Origin of the sequence: Mycolicibacterium peregrinum (assembly GCF_001665625.1) — a bacterium.
Taxonomy (GTDB): domain Bacteria; phylum Actinomycetota; class Actinomycetes; order Mycobacteriales; family Mycobacteriaceae; genus Mycobacterium; species Mycobacterium peregrinum_B.
In genome coordinates this window covers 1-19,398 of record NZ_LZSY01000135.1, presented here as the reverse complement: position 1 = coordinate 19,398, position 19,398 = coordinate 1, and the positions used below count along the sequence as shown (strand labels likewise).

Genomic DNA, 19,398 nt, shown 5'->3' with positions numbered 1-19,398 from the left:
GGCGGCCAGCCTGCTGCGCCAGCGCGGCTTCACCGATGTCAGCGACATCCTGGGTGGCTACGGCGCCTGGGTGGACAGCACCCAGGCCGTCTGAGCCGGCGCAAATCGTCTGAGAGACAGGAAAACACAACAAGTATGTCCACCCCAGCCAAGCATGAGGTCCTGATCATCGGCGGCGGCACGGCCGGCATCACCGTGGCGGCGCGGTTGCTGCGCAAGCACTACAGCGACGTGGCGATCATCGAACCGTCCGACCAGCACTACTACCAACCGTTGTGGACGCTGGTCGGCGGCGGTCAGGCGACGGCGGCCGAGACCGAGCGTGCCGAAGCGTCGGTGATGCCGCGCGGTGCCACCTGGATCAAGAGCGCGGTGACCTCCGTCGACCCGGACGCCAACACGGTCACGTGTGCCGATGGCGCGACGTGCTCCTACGACGTCCTCGTGGTGGCGCCGGGTATCCAGCTGGACTGGGAGCGCACCGAGGGCCTGACCGACACGCTCGGCAGGGACGGTGTCTCCTCGAACTACCGCTTCGATCTCGCGCCGCGCACCTGGGAGTTCATCCGCGACACCAAGTCCGGGACGGCGGTGTTCACCATGCCGTCCGGGCCGATCAAATGCGCCGGCGCCCCCCAGAAGATCGCCTACCTGGCCTGCGACCACTGGCGGCGCCAGGGTGTGCTCGACAACATCGACGTGCACCTGGTGGTCCCGACCCCGCGGATCTTCGGCATCCCCGCGATCGCGGACAACTTGGACAAGGTCATCGCCGACTACGGCATCACGCTGCACACCGGAAGTGAAGTGCGGTCCATCGATTCGGCATCGCGCAAGGTGACGATGACGAACGTTGCCGATGGCGTCGAGACGGTGCTGCCCTACGACGTGCTGCACGCGGTCCCCCACCAGTCGGCGCCGGACTGGATCAAGTCCAGCCCGCTGTCCACGAGCCATGTCGGCGGGGACGCCAACGGTTACGTCGATATCGACAAGCACACCATGCAGCATGTGCGCTACCCGAACGTGTTCGCACTCGGCGACGCGGGATCGTCACCGAACTCGAAAACCGGTGCGGCCATTCGTAAGCAGGCGCCCGTGGTGGTCGAGAACATCGGTGCGGTGCTGAGCGGGCGCCCCCTCACCGGCTCGTACGACGGCTACGCGTCCTGCCCGATCGTCACCTCCGCACACGACATGCTGCTGGCCGAGTTCGACTACGACTTCGCGCTGAAACCGTCCTTCCCGCTGCTCGATCCGGTCAAGCCACACCGGCCGTACTGGCTCTTGAAGAAGTACGGGCTGCCCGCCCTGTACTGGAACCTGATGTTGAAAGGTCTTGCCTGATGTCCTCTTCGTCGATCATCGACGCCACCGAACTCAACGAGCTCAAGCAGGCCGGTCCCGGCCCGCGACTCATCGACGTCCGCACGCCCGCCGAGTTCGAAACCGCCCATATCCCTGGCGCTTACAACGTTCCACTGGACCTGCTGCAGGAACATCGCGACGAGATCGCCGAGCACCTCGACGAGAACGTCGTGTTGATCTGTCGCTCGGGACAACGGGCAGGCACCGCCGGGCAGACCCTGCGTGACGCAGGCCTGCCGAACGTCTCGATCCTCGACGGCGGCATGACCGCATGGCAGAACCAGGGATTCGGGGTGCGTCGTGGCGCCCAACGCTGGGATCTGGAACGTCAGGTTCGCCTGGTTGCGGGGTCGATCGTGCTGAGCAGCGTGCTGGGCAGCATCGCGGCCCCCAAGCTGAAATGGCTGGCCGCGGGGATCGGCGCCGGATTGACGACAGCGGCGCTGACGAACACCTGCGCCATGGGCATGATGCTGGCAAAGCTCCCCTACAACCGGGGTGCCTCCTGTGATGCCGACAGCGTCGTCGCACAGCTGATCGGCTCCAAGCAGGCACATTCGGGCGCATTGGCATGATCGCCCTCGCTGTCGCGCTGGCCGTCCTCGTCGGGGTGTCCCTCGGACTCCTCGGCGGAGGTGGCTCGATCCTGACCGTTCCACTGCTGGCCTACGTGGCCGGCATGGACGCCAAGCAGGCGATCGCCACCTCGCTGCTGGTCGTCGGGGTGACCAGCGCGGTCAGCACCCTGTCTCATGCGCGCGCCGGCCGGGTGCAGTGGCGCAGCGGCCTGATGTTCGGCGCGGCCGGCATGGTCGGCGCATACCTGGGCGGCCTGCTGAGCTATGTCGTGCCCGGAACGATACTGCTGACCGCCTTCACGGTGGTGATGATCGCTACGGGTATCGCAATGATCAGGGGCCGCAAGACGTGCGAGCCGACGACGCGGACGATGCCGGTCGCCAAGGTCCTCTTGATGGGTCTGGGAGTCGGGGTGGTGACCGGAGCCGTCGGCGCGGGTGGCGGATTCCTCGTGGTGCCCGCCCTGGCACTGCTGGGCGGCCTGCCCATGCCCGTCGCGGTCGGAACCTCCCTGCTGGTGATCACCATGAACTCGGCGGCAGGTCTGGCCGGCCATCTGAGCACAGTGCCGATCGACTGGACGATCGCCGGTGCGGTCACCGCCGCGGCGGTGCTCGGCAGCCTGCTGGGTACCCGACTCACCGCCCACGTGGACCCCGATGCGGTACGCCGGGCCTTCGGCTGGTTCGTGTTGCTCATGGCATCGCTGATCCTCGGCCAGGAGGTCCACCCCGCCATCGGGCTCACCGCGGCAGGCCTGACGGCACTGGCCGGCCTCGGCAACCTCAGCTGCGCGCGGCTCGGATGGTGTCCGATGCGGTGGCTTTTCGGCCCACCCGCAGCGACAACATGACCACACGCACATACCCCCGAGGGTATGATGAAAGCAAGAAACCCAACGTAAAGGGGACAACATGATCTGCGACGAGGAATCGATCGCCGCCATCCTCAACCGGTTGCGCCGCGCACAGGGACAGCTCTCCGGCGTCATCGCCATGATCGAACAGGGCCGCGACTGCAAGGATGTCGTCACCCAGCTCGCCGCGGTGTCCCGGGCACTCGACCGCGCCGGATTCAAGATCGTGGCAACCGGTCTGCGTGAATGCATCACCGGCGAGAGCGACGAACCGATGGACGTCGCCGAGCTGGAGAAGTTGTTCCTGACCCTGGCCTGACGGGGTGGCGCTGACCACCTAGCTGACGGTCAGCGCCTCATCCTCGTTACTCGCCGGAGTCTGCACTCCCCCGGCGATCTGCGGAACCCGAGTGGCCCGCACATAGACCGTGTCGCCCTCGCGCAACCCGAGCGCCTCGGCGTCGCCGCGGGTGATCTGCGCGGTAAACGGCACATGGGTTGCGGCACCGGTCAGTTCGACCCGCACCTCGAAGCCCAGCATCACGATCCGGTCGATGGTGGCGCGCAGCACCCCGGTGGCCTCCGCTGTCCCATCACCGGCGGCAACGGCCAGCTCCGGGTTGCGTCCCACCCGAATGTCGTGCGGACGCACCAGGATTCCGTTGAGCTCGGAGACGGCACCGAGGAACGACATCACGAACGCGTTGGCCGGCTCGTCATATACCTCCGTCGGCGACCCCACCTGTTCGATCCGCCCCTTGTTGAGCACCGCGATCCGGTCGGCCACATCCAGCGCCTCGGCCTGGTCGTGCGTCACCAGCACCGTGGTGACGTGTACCTCGTCATGCAGCCGGCGCAGCCAGGTGCGCAGATCGTCACGGACCTTGGCGTCCAGCGCCCCGAACGGTTCGTCGAGCAACAGCACCTGCGGATCCACCGCCAATGCGCGGGCCAGTGCCATGCGCTGACGCTGGCCACCGGAGAGCTGGTTCGGGTATCGGGTCTGAAAACCGGCCAGCCCCACCACTTCCAGCAGGTTGTCGACCTTCTCCTTCACCTCGGCTTTGGGGCGCTTACGGATCTTGAGACCGAAGGCCACATTGTCGCGGACCGTCAGGTGTTTGAACGCCGCATAGTGCTGGAACACGAATCCGATATCGCGGCGCTGCGGCGGAATCCCGGTCACATCGCGGCCGTTGATGGTGATGGTCCCGCTGTCGGGCTGATCCAGACCCGCGATGGCGCGCAGCAGGGTGGACTTGCCCGAGCCACTCGGGCCCAGCAGCGCGGTCAACGACCCTGACGGCACCTCGAAGTCGATGTTGTCGAGCGCCGCAAAATCGCCGTAATGCTTGTTCGCGCCCCGAACCACGATCGCGTCGGTCATAGCTCTTGTCTCCTTCTCAGGCCTACTGCGCGGCCTTGATTCGGCGCCGGTCGAGGATCACCTGGACAACCAGGACGATCACGGCCACCGCCATGAGCAAAGTCGAGATGGCGTACGCCCCGTACACCGAGTCAGCGGTGCCGCGGTTGTAGCGGTCGGCCACCAGCAGGGTCAGGGTCTGGGAGGTACCCGGCAGGTTGGAGGACACCATGATCACGGCACCGAACTCCCCCAGCGTGCGGGCGATGGTCAACACGATGCCGTAGGTCAGGCCCCACCTGATGGACGGCAGGGTGATCCGCCAGAACGTCTGCCACCAGGTCGATCCCAGTGTCGCGGCAGCTTCCTCCTGATCGGTGCCGATCTCGTGCAACACCGGCTCGACCTCACGGATCACGAACGGCACCGTGACGAAGATGCTGGCCAGCACGATGCCGGGGATTCCGAAGATGATCTTGAGTCCGAGGTCGTTCTCGACGAAGCCCAGCAGCCCCGCCGAACCCCACAGCAGGATCAGCGCGACACCCACGACCACCGGTGACACCGCGAACGGCAGGTCGATGACCGCCTGTAGGGCACTCTTGCCACGGAACCGGTTGCGCGCCAACACCAGGGCGGTGGGAACACCGAACAACACGTTCAGCGGCACCACGATGGCCACCACCAACAACGACAGGTTCAGCGCCGAGATGGCCGCGGGTGTGCCTACCGATGCGAAGAACGCACCGACGCCCGGACCGAAGGTCCGCCACAGGATCAGCCCGACCGGGACCACCACCAGGACCGTCACATAGGCCAGCGCCAGAAAGCGCAGCAGGTAGCGCACCGACGGTGAGAGCGTCATGCCGAAAGCTCCTCACGTTTGGCCGCACGCGAGCCCACCGCCCGCAACACGAACAGCACCAGGAACGAGATCACCAGCAGCACAATCGAGATCGCCGCGGCGCCGGTTCGGTCGTCGTTCTCGATCAGGGTCCGGATCCACTGCGACGACACCTCGGTCTCACCGGGGACGGCGCCACCGATGAGCACCACGGAACCGAATTCACCGATGGCCCGCGAGAACGCCAGACCGGCCCCGGACAGCAGGGCAGGCAGCAACGCCGGCAGGATCACCTTGACGAAGATGACCCGATTGCTGGCACCCAACGAGGCGGCCGCCTCCTCGGTCTCCTGGTCGAGCTCGAGCAACACCGGCTGCACCGAGCGCACCACGAACGGCAGCGTGACAAACAGCAGGGCGATGCCCACACCCCATTTGGTGTGCTGCAGGTGCAACCCGACCGGGCTGGCCGGACCGTACAGCGCCAGCATCACGAGGCTGGCCACGATCGTCGGCAAAGCAAATGGCAGGTCGATCACCGAGTCGACCAGCCGCTTACCGGGGAAGTCGTCGCGGGTGAGCACCCAGGCCACCACCAGGCCGAAGAAGATGTTCACCACCGTCACGCCGGCCGAGATGGTCAGGGTCACCCGAAACGATTCCAGGGCCGCGTTGGAGGTGACCGCCAACCAGAAGGCGTTCCACCCACCGCCGGCCGCCTGCCACAGGATCGCCGCCAATGGCAGCAACACGATGACGCTCAACCAGATCGAGGCCGCGCCCACGCGCAGCGACGTGCTGCCGTAGCGGCCGGACCGCGCGCCGGGAGCGGACTCCCCCGGCGCGGGCACAGCCGAACCAGGTTCGGCTGCCTCGCTCTGCGCTACTGCTGTCATCCAGTCGCCTGCTTGTAGATCTTGGTGATCGAGCCGTTGTCCTTGTCGAACAACGCGGGGTCGACCTCTTTCCATCCGCCGAGATCTGCGATCGTCCACAGCTTCTCCGGCGTCGGGAAGTCCTTGGCGAAGTCCGCCGCCACCGCGGGATCGACCGGACGGAATCCGGCCTCGGCCCACAGCTTCTGCCCCTCGGCGGTGAACAGGAAGTTCTCCAGCGCCTTGGCCTTGTCGGCGTGGGCGCTGGTCTTGACGACCGCCACCGGGTTCTCGATCTTGAAGGTCTGCGGCGGGTTCACGTGCTCGATGTCCTTGCCCTGCCGCTCGACGTTGATCGCCTCGTTCTCGTAGCTGATCAGTACGTCGCCGGTGCCCTGCAGGAACACATCGGTGGCCTCACGTCCCGAACCCGGGCGGGTCTTGACGTGCTCGGTCACCAACTTGTTCACGAAGTCGAGCCCGGCCGCGGAATCCTTGCCGCCGTTGCTCTTCGCCGCGTACGGGGCCAACAGGTTCCACTTGGCCGAACCCGAACTCAGCGGGCTCGGGGTGACGACCTCGAGCCCGGGCTGAAGCAGATCGTCCCAGTCCTTGATGCCCTTGGGGTTACCCTTGCGCACTACCAATGACACCACGGAACCGAACGGCACGCCCTTCGTATTGCCTGCGCTCCAGTCGTCGGCCACCTTGTCGGCCTTGACCAACCGGGTCACGTCGGGTTCGACCGAGAAATTCACGATGTCGGCCGGCTTGCCGTCGGCCACGGCCCGGGACTGGTCGCCCGATGCGCCGTACGACGTCCGCACCGCAACGCCCTTGCCTTCCTCACTGGCCGCGAAGGCCGGGATGATCTTGCTCCAGCCCGGTTCGGGCACGGCATAGGCGACGAGGGTCAGCGTGGTGTCGGCACCCGCGGCACCCTGGTCACCGCCGGCGACATCACTGGCGCCGCCACCGCAGCCGACTGCCAGCACGCCGGTGGTGGCCAGGACGGTGGCAGTACGCCAGAACTTACTGAGATGGGGCTTGTTAACGGGCACTGAGGACCTTTCTTGCGGACAGCGGACATTGCGAGGTCCGTCATGCGGAAAGGCGAGGGAGGCGAGGAGGCGAGACAACAGCATCCGGGCGCAGAACCACCACCGACACCAAACCGCGGACGGGTTGGAGTCAGCGACAACAGGCGACGTCAGCAACAGCGCACGAACCCACGGCAATGAGAGCCAAGACATGGCTCTCAGTCTTGCCGGACGCTGAATGCATGGCGCGAAGAATAACAGAATTCCGCCGTCGCGCCCGTCGAGCGACAGGTGTCCTCGCTAGCTGGTCAGCAACCACATCACGATGACCAGCACAACCAGCAGAATCAAGATCAACGTGACACGTGAGCGCGGCATACCGTTCACTCCGATTCCACCTCGTCCACCGGGGCGTGGCGCAACCGGCGCAGCCCGGTACTTCCCCAGCCCAGCGCGCCGTCGAGCACCACCGCGATGCCATAGGCCAACGCCAGCACCACCGGCATCACCACCGCGGTCTGCACGACGAACGGCAGCCCGGTCAGCCACAGTTCGACGCCGTCCCACCAGTTCAGGATTGCCGCCATGGGGCAAGCGTAGGCGATCGTCGACAGCACCCCGTCTTCATCCCGCCGCACCAGTAACGTTCGACACGCGTGTCTTGGGTAGACGACACCCGTATCCGCAGATGATGATGTGCGGATGGTTCTGCAACACACCGAGCCCACGGATGTCGTCGCGGCACTCGACAAGACCCCCGACACCTCGAAGACCCCCGAGACGCCGCTCACGGCGACGGCGCCCGTGCCGTACTCCTCGGGTGCGTCGCTACGGAACCCTTTCCCGCCGATCGCCGACTACGGGTTCCTGTCCGACTGCGAGAACACCTGCCTGATCTCGTCGGCAGGTTCCGTGGAGTGGCTGTGTGTCCCTCGGCCCGACTCTCCCAGCGTGTTCGGCGCGATCCTGGATCGCAATGCGGGCCACTTCCGGCTCGGCCCCTACGGGGTGACCGTTCCATCGGCGCGGCGCTACCTGCCGGGCAGCCTGATCCTGGAGACCACCTGGCAGACCCACACCGGTTGGCTGATCGTGCGCGACGCGCTCGTGATGGGTCCGTGGCACGACATCGACACCCGGTCACGCACGCACCGGCGTACCCCCATGGACTGGGACGCCGAACACATCCTGCTACGCACGGTCCGCTGCGTCAGCGGCACCGTCGAACTGGTGATGAACTGCGAACCGGCGTTCGATTACCACCGTGTCAGCGCCTCGTGGGAGTACTCCGGCCCGGCCTACGGCGAAGCGATCGCACGTGCCAGCCGCAACCCGGACTCACACCCCACGATGCGGCTCACCACCAACCTTCGGATCGGCATCGAGGGCCGCGAGGCCCGCGCCCGCACCCGGCTCACCGAGGGCGACAACGTGTTCGTCGCGCTGAGCTGGTCCAAACATCCCGCCCCGCAGACCTTCGAAGAGGCCTCGGACAAGATGTGGAAAACCAGTGAGTCGTGGCGGCAGTGGATCAACATCGGCGATTTCCCCGACCACCCGTGGCGGTCATACCTGCAGCGCAGCGCGCTGACGCTGAAGGGCCTGACCTACTCGCCGACCGGCGCCCTGCTGGCCGCCCCCACCACGTCGCTGCCGGAAACTCCTCAGGGAGAACGTAACTGGGACTACCGCTACTCGTGGATCCGGGACTCCACGTTCGCGCTGTGGGGTCTGTACACCCTCGGGCTGGACCGGGAAGCCGACGATTTCTTCTCGTTCATCGCCGACGTGTCCGGTGCCAACAACGGCGAACGCCACCCGCTGCAGGTGATGTACGGCGTCGGTGGTGAGCGCAGTCTGGTCGAAGAAGAACTGCATCACCTCTCGGGCTACGACAACGCCCGGCCAGTGCGGATCGGCAACGGGGCCTACAACCAGATGCAGCACGACATCTGGGGCACCATGCTCGATTCGGTGTACCTGCACGCCAAGTCGCGCGAACAGATCCCCGAGGCGCTGTGGCCGGTGCTGAAGAACCAGGTCGAGGAAGCCATCAAGCACTGGAAGGAGCCCGACCGGGGCATCTGGGAGGTGCGCGGCGAGCCGCAGCACTTCACCTCAAGCAAGATCATGTGCTGGGTGGCGCTGGACCGCGGTTCGAAGCTGGCCGAGCTGCAGGGCGAGAAGAGCTACGCGCAGCAGTGGCGCGCGATCGCCGAGGAGATCAAGGCCGATGTCCTGGCCCGCGGCGTGGACTCCCGCGGTGTGTTGACCCAGCGCTACAACGACGACGCCCTGGACGCCTCGCTGCTGCTGGCGGTGTTGACGAGGTTCCTGCCGTCGGACGATCCGCGGGTGCGGGCCACGGTGCTGGCGATCGCCGACGAACTCACCGAGGACGGCCTGGTGCTGCGCTACCGGGTCGAGGAGACCGACGACGGGCTGTCCGGCGAAGAGGGCACGTTCACCATCTGCTCGTTCTGGCTGGTGTCGGCGCTCGTCGAGATCGGCGAGGTGAGCCGGGCCAAGCACCTGCTCGAGCGGTTGCTCTCGTTCGCCAGCCCGCTGCACCTGTACGCCGAGGAGATCGAGCCGCGCACCGGCCGCCACCTGGGCAACTTCCCGCAGGCATTCACCCACCTGGCCCTGATCAACGCCGTGGTGCACGTCATCCGCGCCGAGGAGGAGTCCGACAGTTCCGGGGTCTTCCAGCCCGCCAACGCACCGATGTAGGGCCGTCAGGCGTTGCCGGACACAGCATGTCTGCCCACCCGGGCCAATCGATGATCAAGCGTCCGCCGCCGTGGCGGCCATATGCAGTGCCAGGGTGGCGGCCTGGTTCGTGATACCCACTCCGCACGCCCAGGTTTCGATCACGAGATTGGAGACAACTGCCAGCGCGTGATCGCACGGCCACTCGGGCTGTTGCTGCTCGGTCGAGAACTGGGTCAACAGCGACTGCTCGGCGACAACGTCAGCGATATCCCAGTGCGTCGTCGCATCTCCGGTACCTATCGAGATGGTGCGCCCGGCGCACGCCTGCCACGATTGCCCGGCCGAGTCGAAGAAGCTACGTGCCTCATCACCCGACGGATACAGCACCACAGTCTGTTCGATGGATTGCCTGGATCGTGGCGTCGACATCACCTGATCACGCACGCCGGTCCAACCTGAACCCGCATACACCGCCTCTTGCGCACCGAAAACCGCTGCCCGGCAGTCTTCGTCAGAAAGATCATTGGCATTGACGTTCATCGTGTCGCTGGTATCGCGGGCCTCCGTGGGTTTCAGTCCGGTCACTCCGACGATCTCGTCGGCTTCCTCCGCGGAAATCAGGAGACCTTCGAGTGCGGAATCGGTGAAGGTTTGGTCGACCACGGGGACCGAGTTCTCCGCCCGCACGGCGCTGCCGTCGACCATCTGCGCGCATCCGGCCATCAGCAGTGATGCGGCGGCGAGCAGTGCGATCACGGGGCGACAAGGCATGTCACCATTGTCACCGACCGGTGGCACCTCGCCGGACACAATCACCGTGCGCCGATCTCTGGATGAGTCGGGACCGACCCGGCACCATCGGGTCATGAGCTACAGCCGCCTCCGCGCAGACGACACTTCACGCATCAAGATCGACGTGGCGATCGGTGTTCTGGTCGCCCTGCGCGGTTGCGCGCCCGATCAGGCTTTTGCCGAACTGGTGCGGGTGGTCCAGCGCACCGGTATCGGAATCGGCAGCATCGCAAGTGCATTGGTGGATCTTGCCGGCGGCACTTCGGGCACCACGGCCGACTACGCCGAGGCGTTCAACGCCTGGGGTGAGCTGCTCGCGCAGGCCCGGCGGGTGCCCGTCAGCCCCGTCCGGTGACCTGTGCCCGTGCCATCAGCCAGGCCTCCCCGTCACCCTCGTACGCGGCCAGCGTCTCAAGACCGGCAAAGGCCGCCTCGAGTTCACCGGGGCCGGCCCGGAACCGACCCGGTTGCGCCCCCACCTCACTGAGCACGCAGACCGCCAGCAGGCCGCCCGGCCGCAGGCGGGTGGCCAGCGCCGGATAGAGGCGCGGGTCGCGGAAGCGATGGCACAGCACCACATCGACCTGTGGTCCGGCCGGTAGGCCCTCGTCGAGGTCGGCGACCTCGAATCGGCAGCGATCCGCCACTCCGTGGCTTGCGGCCGTCGCCCTCGCCTGCGTGATCGCCACGGTGGATACGTCGAAGCCGGACACGGTCAGCCCGCGCTGAGCCAGCCACACCGCGGCCCGACCTGTTCCACACGCGATGTCGAGAGCCGACCCGGACGCGGGAAACTGGTCGGCACGGCCGCTGAAGACCTCGGGTAGGGCCGGCACTCGGTCCGGCTCGCGGTCGGCATAGGCCGTGTCCCACCGGGCGCGGTCCTTCTGGCTCACGTCGGCCACCTTATGGGAGGGAATAGCGCCAAACCGTTCGGGGTTAGCCCCTTCATGCGAGCCCTCGTCTACGACCCGCAAGCTCCTGCAAACCTCCGGTTCGACGAGGTGGCCGAACCTTCGGTCGCCGACTCCCAGGCGCTGATCGACGTGCATGCGATCGCGCTGAACTTCGGCGAGGTGCACTTCATCGATCAGATGCGCCGCCCCGGCGAAGTGCCAGGGTGGGACAGCGCGGGGATCGTTGCCAGAGCCGCGGCCGACGGGACCGGACCGGCTGTCGGCACGCGTGTGGTGGGCTTCAGCGGAGCAGCCGGATGGGCCGAGCGCCGCGCGGTCTCCACCGAGAATCTCGCCGAGCTTCCCGAATTCGTCGAATTCGAAGAGGGTGCTGCCCTTCCGGTGGCCGGCGTGACGGCCCTGCAGGCGCTGCGAGCCCTCGGCCCGGTGGTGGGGCGCCGGGTCCTCATCACCGGTGCGTCCGGAGGCGTCGGCCGATTCGCGGTGCAGCTGGCCGCACGGGCCGGGGCGCACGTGGTCGCCGCGGTCGGCAGTGCGCGGCGCGGTGACGGCCTGCAGGAATTGGGCGCGGCCGAGGTCGTGGTGGGGCTCGACGGCGTGACCGAGCCGGTGTTCGGCGTCCTCGACAACGTCGGCGGAAAGCTCCTGGCCCAGGCCTTCAGCCTGGTGTCCGACGGCGGGTCGGTGCAGTCCATCGGGATGGCGTCCAACGAACCGACCACCATCGACTTCGAGGCCGAGCGGCGTCGCGGGAATCGGAAACGGTTGGAGCCGTTCACCGTTCGGGCACCGTTCCAAGCTGATCTGGACTATCTGCTGACGTTGGTGGCCGACGGCGAGCTCGATCCGCAGATCGGTCTTCGCGACTCGTGGGACAACATCGCCGTCGCCGCACAGGCCCTGCTCGACCGCAAGGTCGCGGGCAAGGCGGTGCTGCAGGTCGACTGACGACGCCTCAGTTGCCCTGGCCGCCCCGGCTCAGTTGCCCTGGCCGCCCCGGCTCAGTTGCCCTGGCCGCCCCGGCCGCGGCTCACCAGATCGGCCACCGGATCCTTGCCGTTGACGAACCAGTCCCCCAGGATGCGCGCCTTGTAGACCACCGGATTGTGGGACGCCAACGTGCGGGCGTTGCGCCAATGCCGGTCCAGGCCAAGCTCTTCGGACACACCGGAGGCTCCGAGTGCGTCGAACACCTTGGTGGTGGACCGCAGCGCCGATCCGATGATCACCAGTTGCGCCTGCGCGACGGCAACCTCGGCGTCGATCAACAACTCGCGGGCATGGTCGTCGCTGCCGGCCAGTCGGCCCGCAACGATCCGGTCGAGGGTGCGGGCGCTCAATCCCAGGGCCGCCTCGGCACCGAACGCCTCGGCCGAGATCTCTCCGATCACCTGCAAGAGTTGAGCGTCTTCGGCCGGCACCTCGGCAAGGCCTTGCGGATAGTTGCGGGTGCGCCCTCGTAGCGCCGCCGCCCCATCCCGGTGCACCGCCCGGGTGATTCCGGTGAGCACGGCGAGCATCGCGATCTGATAGAAGTGGGCCTGGTAGGTGAACCGCTCGGCCGCCGGGAACACGTTGCCCGGTTCAGCGCGTGCCCTGTCGTACTGCGCCGAGCCACTTGCGGTGGTGCGCTGCCCGAACCCCCGCCAGTCGTCGACCAGCGTCACCCCCGGATCCTCCGCGCGCACCAGCGCCGTCCACAACTCGCCGTTGTCACCGCGGCCGAGTACATCCAGCCAATCGGCGTAAAGGCTGCCTGTCGCATAGTATTTCGCGCCCGAGACCAGCCAGTGGTCACCCTGGGCGGTGACCGTGGTGGCCAGGTTGGCCAGCGTGACGTTGTTGGCCTCGGTCCAGCCGCCACCGACGAACTCGCCTGCCAGGAAACGCTTGATCCAGGTGTTGTTGTCCTCGGTCACCGGGGCGTTGAGCCGGTCCTCGACGAAGGCCAGGTGGTTGCGCCAGATATGGGCGACGTTGGCATCAGCCTCCCCCAGCTCGGCCAGCAACAGGAAGGTCTGCTCCAGCGACGCACCAAAACCGCCTTGTTCCGCTGGGATACGCAAGGTGCCGAACCCGGCGTCGCCGAGCCACCGCACCTGCTCGTGCGGGAACGTCCGGTCGCGTTCGCGTGCCACGTTGCCTTCCGCGATCCGCGCGAAGATCGGCCGGAACACCGACTGTAACTCGGCGTCGTATCCGGACGGCCGCTTGAGATATGTGCCTGCCCTGCTCATCGGATGCTCCCGTCGTGATCGATGCGGTATGCGTACTGGTCTCGGACCGCGAGATACCCCAGGCGGCGGTACAACTCGTGGGCCTTGCTCGCGTTGTCGATGTCGGTGCCCAGTGACGCGACCGTGAACCCGCGTCGCAACGCGGCCAGCCAGATCTTGCGTAACAACAGTTCCCCGGTCCCGCGTGTTCTCAGGTCGCGGCGTACCCCGATGTAATCGGTGTGTGCGCTGCGTTCCTGCTCGGCGCCGGCGCCTTCCGTGTAGGTCGACCCCAGTACGTAGCCGACCACCACGCCGTCGTCGTTGACCGCGGCAATGCTGAAGTCCGGATTGAACGCCCGACTGCGCAGGTGATGTTCCCAGCGCTGCGGGGTTTTCGACATGTTCCCGAAATGCTCGCTGAACGTGTCGAACTGCAATTGCCGCACCTGCTCGGCGAATCCGCCCGAGATCACCTCGGGCCAGGACAGGATCGTCAGTCCGTCGATGTGCGCGGCGGCCAGCGCGGCGCGATCCTCACCGAGCAACGGCTTTCGGGTCGCAACGAACTGGCGCTCCTGACGCGCGCCACGTCGCACCAGCGCCTCGATCGCCACCGGTTGATCGGCCCCGATGTATACCCGCAGATAGGCGCCGGGGGTAGCCACCCGGTGGAACCGGTCGACGGTGTCGTCGACGACCTCCGCGACCGGCGCCTCGGCAACCTCCGGGCTGAATACGAAGTCTGCCAACACTTCCGGTTCGGCACCATCAGGCTGGTACAGCGCCGCGTACCCCAGCACGTCGGCCGATTCACTGCGCAGGACCACTGCCGACCCGGGGTACACGCCGGCGAGCTGCTCCGCGACGTCGCGCGAATCGGCGGCGAACTTTCGCCCCCGCAGGCCCGGTGTGGTGGCCAGGAAATCTGCGATCAGTGGATGGTCGTGGGCGGTGGCCGCTTCCACTGTCCAGCTGGTGGTCAACGCCTGGTCGGTGAGCGTCATTTCCGGTCCTCATCGATCAGTGCCGCCTGCGACTGTTGGAGCGCCTCGCCGATTCCTTCGGCGGCCAGGCGCTGTTGCTCGTCCTCGGAGAGGGTCTGGATGCTGCCGATCCGGTTGGCCACCTCGGGCCTGGTCCGCTTGAGGTACCAGTACCAGGACAGTCCGGCCAGCAGGATGGCCCCGAACACGAAAGGCAGGATGTTGAACGGGAACTCGGGTACCGGATAGAAGTTGCTGACGATCACATACCCCAGGCCGATGGTGGCCGCGACCGCGACCGCGAGCCGCGCCGGGGTCAAGGCGCCGATCTTGCGCAGCCAGATCGGCGTCGCGATGACCACCAGCAGGTAGCTCACCAGGAAGCCCCAGTTGGCCACGTAACCGCCGTAGACGTCGAATACCAGACGGCCCGCGGAGCTGAAGGTGGCCGTGATCGAGAACGCGAGGGCCAGGATCCCGACAAACACCACACCCGCCCACGGTGTCTTGTAGTTCGGGTGCACCTTGGTGAACACCTTGGGCAGCGCCCCTTCGTGCGCGAAGGTGAACAGCGATCGGGACGCCGCCGTGGTGACCGCGGTGACGAACACGATGAACGCGATCGCGACGGCGCCGCTGACGATCTGGTTCACCCACTCCACCCCGACGCTGGTGGCCAGCTGGGGCAGCACCGCCTTGTCGCCGTCGATCTCGCCGAAGTGCAGGATCTGCGGGTAGGTCGCGAAGATGTAGAGCGCACCGATCAGGAGCACCACGCGCAGCAAGGATCTGGCGATGTTGCGGTGCGCGTCCTTGGCCTCGGCCCCGAGCGAGGCGACGCTCTCGAAACCGGCATAGGAACCCACCGCGGTGACCGCCGCGATGAAGGTCGCGCTGGACCCGAGATGCTGGGGATTCCACTGCTCCCAGTCGATGCGGAACCCGTAGCCGATGTAGGAGGCCACGATGATCACCAGGATCGACGCGATGGCCAGCAACTCGAAGGCCAGTTCGTACTTGGCGGCCAGCGACACCCCGCGGTACGGCAGGTACACCGCGACGCCGACCACCACGAACACCAGCAGCAGCCGGAACCAAACCGCCTGCGAGCCAAGGCCGATCGACTCGAGGAACGCATCGAGGTAGAGCACCCCGCCGAGGGTGCCGGTGGTGGCGAAACCGATGTAGCCGAACAACAGGCTGAACCCGGCGGCGAAGGCGAAGCCGGGGCCCAGACCGTTACCCGTGTAGGTGCCAAGCGAGCCCGAGGACACCGTGCGTTTGGCCTGGAAGCTGATCGTGATGGCGACCAGCACCACGATGGACAGGCCGATCACGGCGGCCCATGCCGCACCCTTGCCGGCCGCCACGAACAGCGAGAACGGTACGACGGCCAGGGCCACGCTGGGGGCGGCGGCGGCCAGGCCCTGGGCGAACACACCCCAGGGGCCCAGCGCCCCGGATTCCAGTCCGGTCGATTCCGCGGCGATCAGGGTGCGGCCTGCGGCATTCGCCGTCGGGTGCGCCTTCGGGTCTTCTGTAGTGGTCACGGCTATGTCCCTTTCTGACCGCGACGCCTCCCGTCCGTGAACCGGTACGGGTGGTTGAGATGTCGGTATGTGTTGTCACACTGCCGCAATCGGTTTCGCGTCGTCAGCTATGGAATCGGCAGGATTCTATTGCGAATGAACGGAATTCCTGCGGAATGCGGCGGCCGGGTGCCCGCCGGCCAGTAATCCGTCGCCACCGCCGAACAGCTTCTGCCGCAGGGTCGTCGGATCGCCGAGTTCGCGAGCGCGACCGCGCCGGCGCAACTCGGGGATGAGATGGGCGGCAATGTCGGCGAAGCTGCCGGGCGTGACGTGATAGGCGATGTTGAACCCGTCCACCCCGGTCCGCCCGGCATAGGCGTCCAGGGCATCGGCCACGGTGGCGGCCGACCCGACGAACAACTCGCCACCGAATCCGCCCGGTCCCCCAACGTAATCTCGCAGCGTCAAGCGCTCACGGACACCCGAGTCGGTTACCGCGGCGAGGATGGACCGGCTGGCGTCGGTGTCGAACTGCCCGATCGGGCGATCGACCCCGTAGGTCGACCAGTCGACGCCGGACAGTGCCGACAACAGCACCAGCCCGCCTTCCAGATCGTGGAAGTCGGCAAGTTCGCGCGCCTTGGCCTGTGCCGCGGAATCGGTACTGTCCGTGACGATCTCGACCGAGGTGATGAACTTCAGCGATTGCGGGTCGCGGCCGTGTCCGGCTGCCCGGCGACGGATGTCGGTGATGTGGCTGCGCAGCACCTCGGGCCGCGGATCGCTGACGAACACCAGTTCCGCGTTGCGGGAGGCGAACTCCCGCCCGGCCGGCGAGGTGCCGGCTTGGAAGAGTACCGGCGTGCGTTGCGGCGAAGGCTCGACCAGGTGCGCCCCGGGCACGGTGAAATACCGCCCATGGTGGCCGATGTCGTGCACCTTCACCGGGTCGGTGTACACCCCTCGCTTCGCGTCGCGGATCACCGCGCCGGGCTCCCACGAACCTTCCCAGAGCTTGTAGGTCACTTCCACGAATTCCTGGGCCATCGCATAGCGCTCGTCGTGCGGGATCTGCCGGTCGCGGCCGATGATGTTGCGCGCCGCGCTGTCGAGCAGAGAGGTCACGATGTTCCAGCCGATGCGGCCGCCGGTCAGATGATCGAGGGTGCTGAACTTTCGCGCCAGCAGGTACGGGCTCTCGTAGGTGGTGGACACCGTGATGCCGAACCCAAGGCGCTGGGTGGCCGCAGCCATGGCCGATACCGCCAACAGCGGATCGGTCACCGGCGTCTGCACCGCCCGCGCCAGCGCGGCACTGGCATCTCCGCCGAACACGTCGAGTTGTCCGACCGCGTCGGCAATGAACAGCAGGTCGAATCCGCCGTCGTCGAGCAGCTTCGCCAGATCCACCCAGTAGCGGACATCGGTGTAGTCGGCGGTGCGATCCTGCGGATGACGCCACAACCCGAAATTGCCGTGCGACACCGTCGACATGGTGAACGCCGACAGAACATACGGTTCGGTCATCACAGCTGCCGCGGCGGGACGTCGAGCCCCAGATGGGAACGCAGGGTGGCGCCGGCGTATTCATGGCGGAACAACCCGCGCTTGCGTAACACCGGCACCACCTGCTCGACGAAAAGCTCGTGCTGGCCGGGCAACCCGGAATCCCGCAGCACGAACCCGTCGGCGGCGCCGGTGGTGAACCACTGTTCGATCTCGTCGGCGATCTGCTCGGGGGTGCCCACCACTGCCGCACCCCAACCGTTGACCGTGCGGTACAGGAACTCTCGCACCGTCGGATTCCCGTCGGCTGCCACCAACCGGTAGCCGGCCAATGCGGTCTGATGGGTCTCGGTGTGGGCCGGGAAGGCCGACTCCGGAACCGGACCGTCGAGATCGGCACCGGTGACGTCGACATCGACCTCGAGCAGCCAACCAGCCTGATACTGCGGGCTGAAGTACTCGTACTCCTCCTGTTGCGCGCGCCTGGCCTCTTCCTCGGTGGAACCGACGAGATACCGCAGAGAAGGCGTGATCAGCGGTGGCTGGGCCCGGCCAAACCGCCGCGACTCCTCGTGAATCTGGGAGTAGAACTCCTGCGCGCGCCCCCGGTTTCCGTGACTGGTGAAGATCACCTCTGCGTGGCGGGCCGCGAAACCCCGTCCGGTTTCCGATGATCCGGCCTGGAAGAGCACCGGCTGGCCCTGCGCCGACCGAGCCGCGCCCAGCGGACCAGCCACGTCGAAGTAGCGGCCGTGGTGATCCGTCGGTTGGATTCTGTTGACGTCGTTGAATATCCCCGCCGCACGGTCTTCGACGATCGTGTCCTCGCCCCAGCCGTCCCAGAGCTTGCGCACCACCTCGAGAGCTTCCTCGGCAATCCGGTAGCGCTCGTCATGGGCCACCACGCCGCGGGCGCTGAAGTTGTCGGCCGCGGCCTGCGCGAAGCTGGTCACCAGATTCCAGCCTGCCCGTCCACCGCTGAGGTGATCGAGTGAAAGCAGCTGGCGGGCAAGGTGGTACGGATGGGCCAGGGTGGCCGATCCGGTGACCACCAGACCGATCCGCTCGGTGACCGAGGACAGCGCGGCCGTCGCGGTGAGCGGTTCGAAGTCCTCGGTGATCTTGTAGGGCCAGGTCGCGGGCGGACCGTAGTTCAGGCCGTCGGCGAAGAACAGCGCGTCAAAGGTGCCCGCCTCGGCGGTCTGCGCATAGCTGATCAGCCGCCGGCGTACCCCGGCGGTGCTGTTGTCGATATCGGGATGCCGCCACGGCCCGGTAGACCGGGTATTGCCGAAGGCCAGCAGGTGCAGTTCTCTGGGCACTGCGCCGACGCTACGGTCGCGGGGGGCACGAGCCGAGGGTTGCGCTCAGCGCGAAGCTATCCCGGGCGCGCTACTTCTTGGGCTTGTCCGAAGCGGCATCGGTGGACAGCGCCGCGACGAAAGCCTCCTGAGGAACCTCCACGCGACCGATGGTCTTCATGCGCTTCTTGCCCTCCTTCTGCTTCTCCAGCAGCTTGCGCTTACGGGTGATGTCACCGCCGTAGCACTTGGACAGCACGTCCTTGCGGATTGCCCGGATGTTCTCGCGGGCAATGATTTTCGACCCGATCGCGGCCTGCACCGGCACCTCGAACTGCTGGCGCGGGATGAGCTCCTTGAGCTTGGTGGTCATCTTGTTGCCGTAGGCCGACGCCGAATCCTTGTGCACGATCGCGCTGAACGCGTCCACCGCCTCGCCCTGCAGCAGGATGTCGACCTTGACCAGATCGGCCATCTGCTCGCCGGCCTCGACTACGAGGCTGTC

Annotated in this window: 20 protein-coding genes and 1 pseudogene; 7 read left to right on the top strand and 14 right to left on the bottom strand. The window is 66.7% G+C overall.

The window, feature by feature from the left end:
- The first annotated feature begins 135 nt into the window (after positions 1-135).
- The 4 genes from A5779_RS21915 (at position 136) to A5779_RS21900 (ending at position 3,122) form a co-directional block, all read left to right on the top strand.
- Positions 136-1,347, top strand: a complete 1,212-nt coding sequence (locus tag A5779_RS21915; RefSeq protein WP_064885581.1) for an NAD(P)/FAD-dependent oxidoreductase — start codon at positions 136-138, stop codon at positions 1,345-1,347.
- Entirely contained in the window at positions 1,347-1,943 is a 597-nt protein-coding gene (locus tag A5779_RS21910) for a rhodanese-like domain-containing protein (RefSeq protein WP_064885579.1), read from the top strand. The genes A5779_RS21915 and A5779_RS21910 overlap by 1 nt, the downstream gene beginning before the upstream one ends.
- On the top strand, positions 1,940-2,800 hold the full coding sequence (locus A5779_RS21905; RefSeq protein WP_064885577.1) for a sulfite exporter TauE/SafE family protein: 861 nt from the start codon (positions 1,940-1,942) through the stop codon (positions 2,798-2,800). The genes A5779_RS21910 and A5779_RS21905 overlap by 4 nt, the downstream gene beginning before the upstream one ends.
- A 61-nt stretch (positions 2,801-2,861) precedes the next feature.
- Positions 2,862-3,122, top strand: coding sequence for a metal-sensitive transcriptional regulator (locus A5779_RS21900; protein ID WP_055115484.1), 261 nt, complete (start codon positions 2,862-2,864; stop codon positions 3,120-3,122).
- An 18-nt stretch (positions 3,123-3,140) separates the two neighbouring features.
- Here A5779_RS21900 and A5779_RS21895 read toward each other — a convergent pair whose 3' ends face one another.
- The 6 genes from A5779_RS21895 to A5779_RS21875 all read right to left on the bottom strand — a co-directional run bounded on the left by A5779_RS21895 (position 3,141) and on the right by A5779_RS21875 (position 7,515).
- On the bottom strand, positions 3,141-4,190 hold the full coding sequence (locus A5779_RS21895; protein WP_064885575.1) for a sulfate/molybdate ABC transporter ATP-binding protein: 1,050 nt from the start codon (positions 4,188-4,190) through the stop codon (positions 3,141-3,143).
- Positions 4,191-4,212: 22 nt separating this feature from the next.
- Complete coding sequence (gene cysW, locus A5779_RS21890; protein WP_055115487.1) at positions 4,213-5,034, bottom strand: sulfate ABC transporter permease subunit CysW; 822 nt, start codon at positions 5,032-5,034, stop codon at positions 4,213-4,215.
- Complete coding sequence (cysT, locus tag A5779_RS21885) at positions 5,031-5,909, bottom strand: sulfate ABC transporter permease subunit CysT (protein WP_064885573.1); 879 nt, start codon at positions 5,907-5,909, stop codon at positions 5,031-5,033. Before cysT ends, cysW begins: the two co-directional genes overlap by 4 nt.
- Positions 5,906-6,949, bottom strand: coding sequence for a sulfate ABC transporter substrate-binding protein (locus A5779_RS21880; RefSeq protein ID WP_064885571.1), 1,044 nt, complete (start codon positions 6,947-6,949; stop codon positions 5,906-5,908). The genes cysT and A5779_RS21880 overlap by 4 nt, the downstream gene beginning before the upstream one ends.
- Positions 6,950-7,079: 130 nt before the next feature.
- Entirely contained in the window at positions 7,080-7,172 is a 93-nt protein-coding gene (locus A5779_RS34985; RefSeq protein ID WP_350222992.1) for an Ms4533A family Cys-rich leader peptide, read from the bottom strand.
- Between the two features lie 139 nt (positions 7,173-7,311).
- Complete coding sequence (locus A5779_RS21875; RefSeq protein ID WP_064885589.1) at positions 7,312-7,515, bottom strand: hypothetical protein; 204 nt, start codon at positions 7,513-7,515, stop codon at positions 7,312-7,314.
- Between the two features lie 115 nt (positions 7,516-7,630).
- Here A5779_RS21875 and A5779_RS21870 point away from each other — a divergent pair, with 115 nt between their 5' ends.
- Entirely contained in the window at positions 7,631-9,661 is a 2,031-nt protein-coding gene (locus tag A5779_RS21870) for a glycoside hydrolase family 15 protein (RefSeq protein WP_055115495.1), read from the top strand.
- A 54-nt stretch (positions 9,662-9,715) separates the two neighbouring features.
- On the opposite strand, the gene A5779_RS21865 is transcribed toward A5779_RS21870, so the two are convergent.
- Entirely contained in the window at positions 9,716-10,414 is a 699-nt protein-coding gene (locus A5779_RS21865; RefSeq protein ID WP_064885587.1) for a sensor domain-containing protein, read from the bottom strand.
- A gap of 94 nt (positions 10,415-10,508) precedes the next feature.
- Between A5779_RS21865 and A5779_RS21860 the strand changes: the two genes are divergently transcribed.
- Entirely contained in the window at positions 10,509-10,790 is a 282-nt protein-coding gene (locus A5779_RS21860; RefSeq protein WP_064885585.1) for an ANTAR domain-containing protein, read from the top strand.
- On the opposite strand, the gene A5779_RS21855 is transcribed toward A5779_RS21860, so the two are convergent.
- Positions 10,774-11,331 (bottom strand): class I SAM-dependent methyltransferase, encoded by a 558-nt coding sequence (locus A5779_RS21855; RefSeq protein WP_064885583.1) that lies wholly within the window; start codon positions 11,329-11,331, stop codon positions 10,774-10,776. The genes A5779_RS21860 and A5779_RS21855 overlap by 17 nt on opposite strands.
- A gap of 54 nt (positions 11,332-11,385) precedes the next feature.
- Between A5779_RS21855 and A5779_RS21850 the strand changes: the two genes are divergently transcribed.
- Positions 11,386-12,300 carry a zinc-binding dehydrogenase gene (locus A5779_RS21850; protein WP_064885569.1) on the top strand — a complete coding sequence of 305 codons (915 nt, stop codon included), beginning with the start codon at positions 11,386-11,388 and terminating at the stop codon, positions 12,298-12,300.
- Between the two features lie 53 nt (positions 12,301-12,353).
- Here A5779_RS21850 and A5779_RS21845 read toward each other — a convergent pair whose 3' ends face one another.
- The 6 genes and pseudogenes from A5779_RS21845 to A5779_RS21820 all read right to left on the bottom strand — a co-directional run.
- Positions 12,354-13,589, bottom strand: coding sequence for an acyl-CoA dehydrogenase family protein (locus tag A5779_RS21845; protein WP_064885567.1), 1,236 nt, complete (start codon positions 13,587-13,589; stop codon positions 12,354-12,356).
- Positions 13,586-14,575, bottom strand: coding sequence for a GNAT family N-acetyltransferase (locus A5779_RS21840; RefSeq protein ID WP_064885565.1), 990 nt, complete (start codon positions 14,573-14,575; stop codon positions 13,586-13,588). The genes A5779_RS21845 and A5779_RS21840 overlap by 4 nt, the downstream gene beginning before the upstream one ends.
- Entirely contained in the window at positions 14,572-16,104 is a 1,533-nt protein-coding gene (locus A5779_RS21835) for an APC family permease (RefSeq protein WP_064885563.1), read from the bottom strand. The genes A5779_RS21840 and A5779_RS21835 overlap by 4 nt, the downstream gene beginning before the upstream one ends.
- 126 nt (positions 16,105-16,230) lie before the next feature.
- The gene (locus tag A5779_RS21830; protein ID WP_064885561.1) at positions 16,231-17,613 is read right to left on the bottom strand and encodes an LLM class flavin-dependent oxidoreductase; all 1,383 of its coding nucleotides are present in this window, start codon (positions 17,611-17,613) and stop codon (positions 16,231-16,233) included.
- Positions 17,613-18,914, bottom strand: coding sequence for an NtaA/DmoA family FMN-dependent monooxygenase (locus tag A5779_RS21825; RefSeq protein ID WP_064885559.1), 1,302 nt, complete (start codon positions 18,912-18,914; stop codon positions 17,613-17,615). Before A5779_RS21825 ends, A5779_RS21830 begins: the two co-directional genes overlap by 1 nt.
- A 70-nt stretch (positions 18,915-18,984) precedes the next feature.
- Positions 18,985-19,398 (bottom strand): annotated as a pseudogene (locus A5779_RS21820) (elongation factor 4); the annotation flags it as partial.